8 protein-coding genes are annotated in these 12,723 nt (G+C 73.8%); 7 read left to right on the top strand and 1 reads right to left on the bottom strand.

Translation table 11 applies throughout. The features are described from left to right. The first annotated feature begins 123 nt into the window (after nt 1-123). From ABT053_RS24005 to ABT053_RS23975, 7 genes are read left to right on the top strand one after another with little or no spacing between them, the layout of a single operon-like run. Nucleotides 124-1,626, top strand: a complete 1,503-nt coding sequence (locus tag ABT053_RS24005; protein WP_350971474.1) for an amino acid adenylation domain-containing protein — start codon at nt 124-126, stop codon at nt 1,624-1,626. After that, the gene (ccrA, locus tag ABT053_RS24000) at nt 1,623-2,963 is read left to right on the top strand and encodes a crotonyl-CoA carboxylase/reductase (protein ID WP_350971473.1); all 1,341 of its coding nucleotides are present in this window, start codon (nt 1,623-1,625) and stop codon (nt 2,961-2,963) included. Before ABT053_RS24005 ends, ccrA begins: the two co-directional genes overlap by 4 nt. 10 nt (nt 2,964-2,973) lie before the next feature. Continuing rightward, entirely contained in the window at nt 2,974-3,663 is a 690-nt protein-coding gene (locus ABT053_RS23995) for an LOG family protein (RefSeq protein ID WP_350971471.1), read from the top strand. 20 nt (nt 3,664-3,683) lie between these two features. Continuing rightward, complete coding sequence (locus ABT053_RS23990; protein ID WP_350971470.1) at nt 3,684-7,103, top strand: condensation domain-containing protein; 3,420 nt, start codon at nt 3,684-3,686, stop codon at nt 7,101-7,103. Then, nucleotides 7,100-7,858 (top strand): thioesterase II family protein, encoded by a 759-nt coding sequence (locus tag ABT053_RS23985; RefSeq protein ID WP_350971468.1) that lies wholly within the window; start codon nt 7,100-7,102, stop codon nt 7,856-7,858. The genes ABT053_RS23990 and ABT053_RS23985 overlap by 4 nt, the downstream gene beginning before the upstream one ends. Nucleotide 7,859: 1 nt before the next feature. Beyond that, entirely contained in the window at nt 7,860-8,036 is a 177-nt protein-coding gene (locus ABT053_RS23980; RefSeq protein WP_350971467.1) for an MbtH family protein, read from the top strand. Next, the gene (locus ABT053_RS23975) at nt 8,033-9,304 is read left to right on the top strand and encodes a Zn-dependent hydrolase (RefSeq protein WP_350971465.1); all 1,272 of its coding nucleotides are present in this window, start codon (nt 8,033-8,035) and stop codon (nt 9,302-9,304) included. Before ABT053_RS23980 ends, ABT053_RS23975 begins: the two co-directional genes overlap by 4 nt. Nucleotides 9,305-9,494: 190 nt before the next feature. Here ABT053_RS23975 and ABT053_RS23970 read toward each other — a convergent pair whose 3' ends face one another. Beyond that, on the bottom strand, nt 9,495-12,695 hold the full coding sequence (locus ABT053_RS23970; RefSeq protein WP_350971464.1) for an AfsR/SARP family transcriptional regulator: 3,201 nt from the start codon (nt 12,693-12,695) through the stop codon (nt 9,495-9,497). Between the last annotated feature and the right edge of the window lie 28 nt (nt 12,696-12,723).

The raw sequence follows: 12,723 nt of genomic DNA, 5'->3' as shown, positions 1-12,723 counted from the left end.
GCGGCGCCGGCGTCTTCCGCCGCAGGGCGCGGACGGTACCTAGCCGCCAGGCCGGGTCGCCGGGGGAAGCCTAGCCCGCCGACGAATACCCATATGTCGTGCCATTGGAGATCGTCCTGACCTGTGGACGAAGAATTCGGCTCCCTGGCCTCGGCCTTCTACGAGCACGTGCTGCGGCGGCCCGACGCGCTCGCCGTCACCGACGAACACCGATCCGTGAGCTACGCCGAGCTGGCGGACGCCGCCTCCGGGATCCGCCGCTCGCTCGGCGAGCTCGGGCTCGTCCCCGGCGACCGGGTCGGCGTCTTCATGCGGCGCTCCTGGCGGGTCGTCGCCGCCGTCGTGGCGGTGATCGGCCACGGCTGCACGTACGTCCCCCTCGACCCCGACTACCCCGCCGAGCGGGTGCGGTTCATGGCCGGCGACAGCGGGCTGCGCGCGATCTGCGCCGACCCGGACGGGCCCTGGCCCTTCGCCGGGGTGCCGAGGATCGAGGTCACCGGCGCGATCTCGGGCGGGGACGTCCTGCCGCCCGCGCGGCGCTCCCCGGAGATCCCCACCCACATCATCTACACCTCCGGCTCCACCGGGACGCCCAAGGGCGTCGCCACCCCCGAGGGGGCGGTGCTGGAGCTGTTCCGCTCCGCCCGCGAGCGGTTCTCCTTCAGCGGGGAGGACGTGTGGAGCTGGTTCCACAGCCACTGCTTCGACTTCTCCGTCTGGGAGATGTGGGGGGCGCTGCTGCACGGCGGGCGCGTGGTGGCGATCCCGGTCTCGGCCGGACGCGACCCCCGGCTGCTGCTGGAGACGCTGGACGCCGAACGGGTGACCGTGCTCTGCCAGGTGCCCAGCATGTTCAAGTACCTGGCCTGGGCGATGGAGCAGAGCCCCCGCCCGCTCGCGCTGCGCTACCTGATCTTCGGCGGCGAGGCCATCGACCGCGACACCATCCGCGCGTGGATGGACCTCACCGGCGGGCGCGAGGAGATCGTCAACATCTACGGCCCCACCGAGACGACCGTCTTCTCCACCTGCACGGTCGTGGACCGCGCGACGGTGGAGGACACCTCGGGGCCCACCAACATCGGCCGGGCGCTGCGCCACGTCCGCACCGCCGTCGTCGGCCCGGACGGCCGCGCGGTGCCGACCGGAACCGAGGGCGAGCTGTGGGTGGGCGGCACCGCGCTGGCCGCCGGCTACGTCGGGCGCCCCGAGCTCAACGCCGAGCGGTTCCCGCTGGCCGACCTGGGCGACGGGGAGCGGCGCTGGTACCGCACCGGTGACCTGGTACGGCAGCTGGAGTCCGGGTCGTTCGAGTACCTGGGCCGCATCGACTCCCAGGTCAAGATCCGCGGGTTCCGCGTCGAGCTGGGCGAGATCGAGGCCGTGCTGCGGCGCACCCCCGGCGTGACCGACGCGGCCGTGGTCGTGCGGACCCCGCCGGGCGGCGAGCCGCTGATCGCCGCCTACCTGGTCGGCGACCCGGTCTCCCCCCGCGAGCTGCGCGCCCTGTGCGGGGAGCGGCTGCCCGCGCACATGATCCCGGCCCGGTTCCGCACCGTCGCCGTCCTGCCCCTGAACCCCAACGGCAAGCTCGACCGACTCGCCCTGGAGGCAACGCGATGACCGACGCGATCAGAGACGCCGTCCTGTCCGGCGAGAGCGACCCCGGCCACTTCGCGGCGCTGGCAGTGCCGGAGTCCTACTGGGGCGTCACCGTGCACGCCGACGAGGTCGACATGTTCGCCGGGATGCGCAGCGAGGACAAGGACCCGCGCAAGTCCCTGCACGTCGAGGAGGTCGCCACCCCCGAGGTGGGGCCCGGCGAGGCACTGCTCGCGGTGATGGCCAGCTCGGTCAACTACAACACCGTCTGGTCGGCGATCTTCGAGCCGGTGGCCACCTTCGGGTTCCTGCGCCGCTACGGCCGCCGCAGCGAGCTGGCCCGCCGCCACGACCTGCCGTACCACGTGCTCGGCTCCGACGTCTCCGGCGTGGTGCTGCGGGTGGGTCCCGGCGTCACCAAGTGGAAGCCGGGTGACCGGGTCGTCGCGCACTGCCTGTCGGTGGAGCTGGAGGACCCCGAGGGGCACGACGACACGATGCTCGACCCGCAGCAGCGGATCTGGGGCTTCGAGACCAACTTCGGCGGCCTGGCGGAGCTCGCGCTGGTCAAGGCGAACCAGCTCATGCCCATGCCCGCCCACCTGACCTGGGAGGAGGCGGCCTGCTCGGGGCTGGTCAACTCCACCGCCTACCGGCAGCTGGTCTCGCGCAACGGCGCGGCCATGAAGCAGGGCGACACCGTCCTGATCTGGGGCGCCTCCGGCGGGCTCGGCTCCTACGCCACCCAGTACGCCCTCAACGGCGGCGCCACCCCGGTCTGCGTGGTCTCCTCCCCCGAGAAGGCGGAGTTGGCCAGGAGGGCGGGCGCCTCCCTGATCATCGACCGGTCCGCGGAGAGGTACTCCTTCTGGCAGGACGAGCACACCCCCGACGTCGCCGAGTGGCGGCGCTTCGGCAAGCACATCCGCGAGCTGACCGGCGGCGACGACCCCGACATCGTGTTCGAGCATCCCGGCAGGGAGACCTTCGGCGCGAGCGTCTACGTCTGCCGGCGCGGCGGGACGATCGTGACCTGCGCCTCCACCACCGGGTTCATGCACTCCTTCGACAACCGGTACCTGTGGATGAGCCTCAAGCGCGTCGTCGGCACCCACTTCGCCAACTACCACGAGGCCTGGCAGGCCAACCGGCTGGTCGCCCAGGGGCGCGTCCACCCGACCCTGTCACGCAGCTACCCCCTGGAGCAGAGCGCCGAGGCCGTGCACGACGTCCGGCGCAACGCGCACCAGGGCAAGATCGGCGTTCTCTGCCTCGCCCCCGCCGAGGGTCTCGGCGTGCGCGACCAGGAGCTCCGCGAGCGGCACCTGCCGGCGATCACGCGCTACCGGTCCTCCTGAGGAGACAGCCATGACCTCGACAATCCTCGAACCCGGCGCGGGCGTGCGCGGGCCCGGCGAACCCCTGGACGGCGTGCCCGGCACGCCGCCGGACAGCGGGCCCGGTACGCCGCCGGACGGCGGGAGCCGCGGGCCGCTGGACATCTGCGTCTTCTGCGGCGCGGGACGGAGCAACTCGCAGGCCATCGTCGACGTGGCCAGGACCACCGGCAGGCTCATCGGCGAGCGCGGCCACCACCTGGTCTACGGTGGCGGCGGCTCCGGCCTGATGGGCGAGGTGGCCTGGGCGGCCTCGGAGAGCGGCGCGGCCATCCGGGGCATCATCCCGCGCTTCCTGTACGAGCGGGAGCGGGCGATCGCCGCGCCGGTCCAGGAGACGCACCTGACCGACACCCTGCACCGGCGCAAGGAGCACATGCTGCGCTGCTCCGACGCCTTCATCGCGCTGCCCGGGGGCTACGGGACGCTGGACGAGATCCTTGAGGTGATCTCCGCCACCTACCTGGGCCGGTCGGCGAAACCGCTCGTCCTGGTGAACACCGACGGCTTCTGGGACGGCTTCATCAGCCTCGTGGAGACGCTGCGGCGCTACGAGCTGGTCGCCCAGGCCGGTTCGCCGGCGCAGCCGGTGTTCCACTCCGTCCCCTCGCCCGAGGCGGCCGTCGCCCTCGTCGAGCGGCTGGCCGTCCCGGCGGCCTGACCCCCTACTGGAGGACTCCGATGGAGACCCGAGCGCCGCTGTCCCCCGCGGACAAACGTGCCCTGCTCGCCAGGCTGATGAAGTCGGGCGCCGCGCCCTTCCCGCTCTCGTACGGCCAGCAGTCCCTGTGGTTCATGGACCGGATGCGCAGGGAGGCGAGCGTCGCCTACAACATGCCGTTCGCGTGGACGGTGCACGACGACGCCGACCCGGTCGCGCTGCGCGGCGCGTTCGCGTGGCTGGTCGCGCGGCACCCGATCTTCCGCACGACGTACGGCCACGTCAAGGGGACCCCGGTGCAGCGGGTCGCCCCGGAGGGCGGCCTGGACTTCCGGACCGCCGCCCTCGCGCCCGGCCAGGACCTCGCGGACCTGCTGGGCGCCGAGGCGGCCCGCCCGTTCGACCTGGAGCGCGGGCCGGTGCTGCGGGTGGTGCTGGTACGGCGCCCGGGCGCGGCACCCGTGCTGCTCTGGGTCACCCACCACATCGCGATCGACGGCTGGTCGCTGTTCCAGCTGCTGGAGGAGCTGGGGCAGGCGTACACGGCGCTGCGGAACGGGGCCGAACCGGGCCTCGCGCCGCCCGCCGCGACCTACGCCGACTTCGTGGCGTGGCAGGCGGCGATGCTGGCCGGTCCCGACGGCGCCCGGATGGAGGCGTACTGGACCGGGCTGCTGGCGGACCCGCCGCCGGTGCTGGCGCTGCCCGCCGACCGGCCCCGCCCCGCCGACCAGGGCTTCCAGGGGTCCTCGTACGCCTTCCAGCTGGGCGCGGAGCGGTCGGCGGCGGTCTCGGAGCTGGCCGCGAGGGGCGGCTCCACGCTGTACACGACGCTGCTGGCCGCCTTCCAGGTGCTGCTGGGCAGGGTGTCCGGCCAGGACGACTTCCTGCTCGGCACCTGGACCTCCGGGCGCAGCCGTCCGGAGTTCTCCGAGGTGGTCGGCTACTTCGTCAACCCGGTCGTGCTGCGCGCCGACCTGTCGGGGGACCCGGGGTTCTCCGAGGTGCTGGGCCGCACCCGGGAGGCGGTGCTCGGGGCCCTGGACAACCAGGACTACCCGTTCCCCCGGCTGGTGGAGCGGCTGGGCGCGCACCGCGACCCGAGCCGCTCCCCGCTGTTCGACGTGGCGTTCACGCTGCGCGCCTCGCAGCGGGGGGAGATCGTCCGGGCCGAGTCGCCCGAGGCGGTGTCGCCGCTGGGTGCCTCCTCCGCGGGCGAGCGGGGAATGCTGCTGCGGCTGGGCGAGCTCGCCCTGTCGACGTACCCCCTCGACCAGCGGACCGTCCGCTTCGACGTGGAGCTGGAGCTGGTCGCCGCCGACGGCGAGATCTCCGGCCTGCTGCGCTACGACACCGGCCTGTTCGACGAGGCCACGATCGCCTGGCTCGCCGAGGGCTACCTGCGGGTGCTGGACTTCGCGGCCGGAGACCCCGGCCGTCCTGTCGGCACCATGCCGTGGGAGCCGCGCCCCGGCGTCGTGACACGGAACCCCGGAGAACGGAACCCCGAGGCACGGAACGCCGGAGCACAGAACCTCGCGGCGCGGAACCCCGGAGCACGGAACGCCGCGACACAGGACGCCGCGGTCCAGGATTCCGTGGCACAGGACTCCACGACCCAGGACTCCGTGGCGCAGGACGCCGCGGCACAGAACGTCGTGACACGCGACATCGTGACACGGAACGGAGCCCCGGCGACCCCGGCGGCTCCGGCACGACCCCGAGGTGTCCGGTCCCCCCACGCGGGCGGCCCGGACGCCGGAGCCCGTGACGCCGCGACCGGGGAGACCCCCACGGCCGGGAGCACGGGCACAACGGGGACGAACACGACGGGCGCGCCAGACGCGACGACCACGACAAGAGCGGGTGCGGCGGGGACGGCGACCCCGGCGGCCGAGCTGCTGGAGGCCGTCACCGGCATCTGGAGCGAGGTGCTGGGCCTGGACCCCGGGGAGATCGCCCCGGACGACGACTTCTTCGACCTGGGCGGCCACTCCCTGGCCGCCGTCCAGGTGGCGATGCGGATCCAGGACCGGCTGGGCGTGGAGGTGTCCATCTCCGACGTCTTCCACCACCTGACGCCCGCCGAGCTGGCCGGCTGGCTGGCCGGGCCCACCGGGACCGGGCCGCGCCCGGTGCCCAGGACCCCCGGCGCCACGTACCCGCTCTCCCACGCGCAGGAGAGCCTGTGGGTGCTCAACCAGCTGGCTCCGAGGAGTCCCGCCTACAACGCGCCGCACGCGTTCCGGCTGCGCGGCCCGCTGGACGTCGAGGCGCTGGAGTGGGCGATCGGGCGGGTGACCGCCCGGCACGAGTCGCTGCGGACCACGTTCGCGATGACCAGGCGGGGGCCGGTGCAGCGGGTGGCCGACCCGGCGCCGGTGCCGCTGCCCGTGGTGGAGACGGCCGACGCCGCCGGGCTCGTCCTGGAGGAGTACCGCAGGCCGTTCGACCTCGCCACGGGCCCGCTGCTGCGGCCCGTCCTGTACCGGGTCTCCCCCACCGAGCACGTGCTGCTCGTGCTGGTGCACCACATCGTCTTCGACGGCTGGTCGACGGCGGTCTTCTGGCGGGAGCTGTGCGCCTTCTACCGCCTGCGGGCCGAGGGCGGCGGCGCCGACGGCACCGGCGGCTCAGCCGAACCGGCCGTGCCCGGCGTGCAGTACGTCGACTTCGCCGTCTGGGAACGCGAGTCGCTGACCGGCGACCGGCTGGCCGGCCTGGTGGACTACTGGCGGGAGCGGCTGGCCGGCTCGAAGGGCACCGCGCTCCCCACCGACCTGCCGCGCCCGAGGCGGCCGCTGTTCCAGGGGGCCCAGCACGCGTTCGACCTGCCGGTCGACGTCCGGGAGCTGTGCCGCGCCACCGACACCACACCGCACATGGTCTACCTGGCCGCGTTCAAGGTCTGGCTCGCCCGCCGCGCCGGCACCCGGGACGTGGTGGTCGGCTCGGTGGTCTCCGGCCGGTCCAGGACCGAGGTCGCCGACCTGGTCGGGCACTTCGTCAACACGCTGGCCGTCCGCACGCGCCTGGACGGGGCGCGCACCTTCGCCGAGGTCGTCGGCCGGGTGCGGCAGAGCCTGCTCGGCGCCTACGAGCACCAGGAGCTGCCGCTGTCGCGGCTCACCGCGGAGCTGGGCATGGGCCGCGGGACCCCGTTCGACGTGCTGTTCACCCTGCACGACAAACGCCTGCTGGAGTCGGCCGACGACGGGCTGCCGGGGGTGGCGGCCGAGCGGCTGTTCACGCCGCTGGGCACCTCGCAGTTCGACCTCGCCCTGGAGGTCACCGACCTGGGCGGCTCGGCGCGGGCGGTGCTGGAGTACGACACGGCGCTGTTCCGCCCGGAGACGGTCGCCGCGATGGCCGCCGAGCTGGAGCGCCGGATCACCGCCCTGGTGACCGGCCCCGACCTTCCTCTCGAGGTGACGGCATGACGATGACGCGCGTGCTCGACCGCGCGGCGCGGGCGGTGAGCTTCCCCGTCCCCCGCCCGCGGGCCGCGGTCCGGCTGTTCTGCCTGCCGTACGCGGGCGGCGGCTCCGTGGAGTACCAGCGGTGGGCCGACCTGCTGCCGGAGACGGTGGAGGTGGTGCCGGTGCACCTGCCGGGGCGCGAGCGCCGGTTCCGCGAGGCCCCGCACACGGCGATGGCCGAGCTGGTCACCGAGCTGGCCGGCGCCCTCGTCCCGCACCTGGGACGGCCCTACGCGCTGTTCGGCTACAGCATGGGCGCCTGGGTGGCGTTCGAGCTGGCCAGGGAGCTGCGGCGCAGGGGCGCGCCCGCACCGGAAGCGCTGCTGGCCGCGGCGGCCGGAGCGCCGGACGGCCCGCGCGCCCCGGCCGTCCACGACGCCCCCGACGGCGAGCTGGTGGCCTGGATGCGCCGCCTGGGCGGCAGCGGCGGCCTGCCGCTGGACGACCCCCGGCTGCTCGCGGTGGTCCTGCCCCGGGTGCGGGCGGACCTGCGGGTGACCGAGACCTACCTGCCCGCCGCCGAGCCTCCGCTGGCGTGCCCGCTGACCGTCTATACCGGCGACGGGGACGAGATCGTCTCACCCGGCGAGGCCGTGCTGTGGGGCCCGCACACCGGCGGGGACTTCCGGCTCCGGGTGCTGGACGGCGACCACTTCTTCCTGCACGAGCGCCGGGCGGAGCTGCTCGGCCACATCATCCGCGACCTGGAGGTCTGACGTGAGCACGTACGTAGTGGTGGTCAACGACGAGGAACAGTACTCCCTCTGGCCGCGCGAGCGGGCCCTGCCCGCCGGGTGGACCGCCACCGGGACGACCGGCGGGCGTGACGACTGCCTGGCCCACATCGAGCGGGTGTGGACGGACATGCGCCCCCGATCGCTGCGCACGCCATGACCGTCCTGCAGGGGACCCGGCCCCGTGTCAACGCCGGGCGCCTGGTGGAGCACGTGGCCCGGCTGGGCGAGGTCGGCGCGGTCCCCGGCGGCGGGGTGACGCGGCTGGCGTTCACGCCCCAGGACGTGGAGGGGCGCGCGTACGTCGCGCGGCTCATGGAGGAGGCGGCGCTGACCGTGGAGGTCGACGCGGCCGGCAACCTGATCGGCCGCCGCCCCGGCTGCGTGCCGGGGGCCGCCGCGCTGGTCCTGGGCTCGCACATCGACACGGTGCTCAACGGCGGCGCCTACGACGGGGCCTACGGGGTACTGGCCGGGATCGAGGTGGCCAGGACCCTGTACGAGGAGGGCGTGCGGCTGAACCACCCGCTCGCGGTGGTGGCCTTCTGCGACGAGGAGGGCGCCCACGGGACGATGGGGATGCTGGGCTCGCACGGGTTCGCCGGGGTGCTGCCGCCGGGGGCGGCGCTCGCCCTGGACGACCGCGGCGTCCCGGTCGCCGACCTGCTGGCGGCGGTCGGGGGCGACGCGGACCGGCTGGCCGAGGCGGCCTGGTCGCCCCGTGACGTCGCCGCGTACCTGGAGCTGCACATCGAGCAGGGAGACGTGCTGGAGCGCCTGGGGGTGCCCATCGGGGTGGTCGAGACGATCACCGGGCGGGTGAACGTCGCGGTCACCGTCGAGGGCACGGCCGGGCACGCGGGCACCACGCCCATGGAGCACCGGGCCGACGCGCTGGACGGCGCCGCCCGGCTGGTGCTGGCCGTGCGGGCCATCGCCGCCGCCGAGCGGCTGGTGCTGCGCGCCACCACCGGGACGTGCGCCGTCGAGCCCGGCATGTGGAACGTTATCCCCGGCCGGGTCCGGCTGGGGGTGGAGTTCCGTGACACCTCGGCCGGGGCCCTGGACGCGGCGGTGGCGCGGCTGGCCGAGGTCGCCGCCGAGGTCGCGGTCGCGACCGGCACCCGCGTCACGGTCGCGCCCGGGGCGCGCACCGCGCCGGTCGACTGCGACGCGGGGCTGCGCGAGATCGTCGCCCGCTCCGCGGCCGGGCAGGGCCTGCCGTACCACCGCCTGCCCAGCGGGGCCGGTCACGACGCGCAGATCGTGGCGCGGATCGCGCCCGTCGGGATGATATTCGTGCCGAGCCGGGGCGGCGTGAGCCACGCTCCCGCGGAGTACACGGCGCCGGAACACCTGGCGTGGGGCGCGGACGTGCTGCTCACGGCGGTGCTGATGCGCGACGCGGCCCCGGATATCGACCGGTAGCCGATGCGATATCGACTCGATCGCGCCTCATTCTACGTTTGTCGCAGAACGAAAGAAGGAAAGAAAACAACACGGATGAATGAGGTCGAAAATGTCTCGGTGGATTACCTGGGTCGCGAAAGTCACCGCCACTGCCGCGCTCTTCACGCTCCCCCTGGCCGTCGTTCAGGGCACGGTCACCGCGGCGGCGTCAATCGCCCACACCACCGGCGACAGCACATGGACCTGATGATTCGGAGGGCATTACGGATAAAGTCGCCAACCGCTCCGTGATTAACCGATAATCCTCGGAGCCGGTGTCGGCACAACAGTCAAGAGCACGATTCAGCGCATCGAAGGCCGCGGGCTCGTCCCCCTTGAGGATAAACACTTCTCCCAGCGCGGAAAGAGCCCGGAACCGCCACAACCGGGTATCCAGCTCGGTGGATATCCCCAGCGTCTCCCGCAGGTGGGCCACCGCCTCGTCGAACCGGCCGCACCGGGCGTGCACCTGGCCGAAGGCCAGGTGGATCCGCGCCTCCACGAACCTCTCCCGCACCCCCTGGGCGATGACGAGCGCCTCGTCCAGGCTCTCCACCGCGGCGACCAGCAGGTTCTGACGGATCTGTATCTCCCCCAGCCCGCACAGGATGTACGCCTGCCCGATACCGTCCTGTCTCTTCCTGACCAGGGCGAGCGCGGCCCGCACGATCTCCTCGGCCTCCACCGGCCGGTCCTGGCGCAGCAGCGCCTCGCCCAGCCTGTTGAGGATCTGCGCCTGCCCCCGCTCGCTGCCCAGCCCGCGGAACACCTCCAGCGCCTGCCGCAGCAGCGGTTCGGCGAGCTCCAGCCGCCCCAGGTCCACGTGGACCTGGGCGATACCGCCGAGCACGTGGGCCTCGGCGAAGCGGTCGCCGACCTCGGCGAAGATCCTCTTCGCGGTGAGGAACCCGTCGAGCGCCACGTCGAAGCGGCCCGCGAGCCGGTCGAGCAGCGAGATGTTGCGCAACGCCAGCGCCATCCCGTACGAGTCCTCCAGCCGCTCGAACAGCTCGCGCGCCGCGCCCAGGCACTCCCCCGCCCGCTCCGGGACCTGCTGGAAGAGGTGCATGCTGCCCAGCGAGCACAGCACGGCCGCCTCGCCGCGCAGGTCACCCGCCTTGCGGGCGGCGTCCAGGGCCGTCTCGTGGGTGGTGCGCCAGTCGTCGAAGTAGCTGCGTACCTCGAAAAGGGTGGTGGCGGTGACGGCGAGGTCCCAGCACAGCTCGGACGCGCCGAGGTGGGCGGCCTGGGAGATCGCCGCGACGATGGCGCCGCGCTCGGCGTCGAGCCAGTCGAGGGGCCGTTCCAGGAGTTCGTCGGCGTCGGCGGGCCGCCAGCGGGGCACCGAGCCGTGCAGCTGGGTGAAGGCGCCGCCGTACTCGCGGTGGTGCGCCTCCTCGGCGAGCGCGAGCCAGCAGCTCAGCGCGCGGGTGGTCGCGGCGAGGCGGTCCCCGGCCGCCTCCTCGGCGTGGGCGCACTCCCTGGCGTACAACCTGACCAGGTCGTGGAAGCGGTAGCGGATCTGGTCGGCGCCGTCGCGGCCCAGCACCTCGACCAGCTGGGCGTCCACCAGCTGGTCGATCAGGTCCTCGGCGTCGAAGCCGTCGATGCCGAGCAGCGCCGCCCCCGCCCAGGAGGCGAAGTCGGGCGCCTCCAGCAGCCCCAGTCTGCGGAACATCAGCGCCGCCTGCGGGCTCAGGTCGCGGTAGCTGAGGGCGAAACTGGCCCGTACGGTCAGCTGTCCGTAACTCAGCTCGTCCAGGCGGCGGCGCTCGTCGGCGAGGCGCTTGGCCAGGCGGGCCGGGGTCCAGTACGAGCGGGCGGTGAGGCGCGCGCCCACGATCCGCAGCGCCAGCGGCAGGCCGTCGCACAGCTCGCCGAGCAGGGTGGCGGCCTTGGGGTCCTCCTCCATCACCACGGAGTCGGCGACCCCGGACAGCAGCGCGGCGGAGTCGGCCGAGCCGAGCACCTCCAGGTGGATCACGCTGGCCCCCTCCCTGGGGGCCAGGTCCCCCAGCGGGTCCCGGCTGGTCACGATCACGCAGCAGGTGCCCGAGCCGGGCAGCAGCGGCCTGACCTGGTCGATGACGCGGGCGTTGTCCAGCACCAGCAGCACCTGGCGCTTGCCGATGACGGTGCGCAGCAGGCCCGCGCGCTCGTCGAGGTCCTCGGGGATGCGCTCGCCGCCGATGCCGAAGGCCCGCAGGAAACGGTCCATGACCGCGCCGGGCGTGAGCGGCTGGGCGTTGAGGTCGTAGCCGCGCAGGTTCACGAACAGCTGGCCGTCGGGGAAGCGGGAGGCGACCCGGTGCGCCCAGTGCACGGCAAGCCCCGACTTGCCGACCCCGCCCACCCCGGTGATGAGCGCGATGGTGAGCAGCCCCTGCCCGAGCCGCTTGTCCAGCAGCGCGTCCAGCTCGGCGATCTCACCGGCCCTGCCGACGAAGTGCGGCACGTCCGCGGGCAGCTGCGCGGGCACCACCCCGTGCTCGGCCTGGACCGCCTGGGCCAGTGCGACGGGCTCGGCGGGCGCGGGAGCGGGCTCGGGTTCCGCGACGGCCTCGGGGGCGGGCGCGGGCGTCCGGGCGGGCGGCGGCGCGGGCGCCGGGGTCAGTTCCGGGTCGTCGCGGAGGATCGCGTCGTGCAGGGCCTGCAGCTCGGTGCCCGGTTCGATGCCGAGCTCGTCGACGAGCTGCATCCGCCCGATCCGGTACGTGTCCAATGCCTCCGCGCGGCGGCCGCATCGGTACCTGGCCAGCATCAGCTGGGCGCGCAGCCGCTCGCGCAGCGGGTTGGCGTCGACGAAGACGGCGAGGTCGTCGATGAGCTCCCGGTGCCTGCCCAGGGCCAGCTCCAGCTGGACGCGCTCCTCGGTTAGCGTCAGCTGGCGGTCGTCCAGCCTGCGTGCCTCGGACTCGACGAACGCGCTCTCGATGCCCGCCAGGACCGGGCCGCGCCACAGGCCGCACGCCTCGGCGAACAGCCGGGCGGCACCCGCGAGGTCGCCCGCGCCCTCCGCGGACCGCGCCTGGGAGACGAGGCGCTCGGCGAGCAGGACGTCGACCTGCGACGGGTCGGCCTGCAGGACGTAGCCGGGAGAGGAGGTGCCGAGCAGGTTCGCCGGAGCCCCCGCCTCCAGGAAGGCGCGGCGGAGCCCGGAGACGCAGATGACCACCTGGCTGCGCGCGGTCGGAGGCGGGCGCTCCCCCCAGATCGCCGTGGCGAGCAGGTCGACGGGGACGACCCGGCCCGCACGCAGGATGAGGGCGGCGAGAATGATGCGCTGGCGTGACCCGCCGATCGAGACCCGTTGCTCACCTACCAGGACTTCAAGTGGACCGAGAACTCGAAACGACAGAGCAGTGTCCATGCGCCACCATCAGGAAGTGTTCGACTGC

It is taken from the genome of Streptosporangium sp. NPDC002524 (assembly GCF_040295985.1).
Lineage (GTDB): Bacteria > Actinomycetota > Actinomycetes > Streptosporangiales > Streptosporangiaceae > Streptosporangium.
Note: the sequence above shows the minus strand (reverse complement) of the source record. Positions and strands in the feature narration are given on the sequence as shown.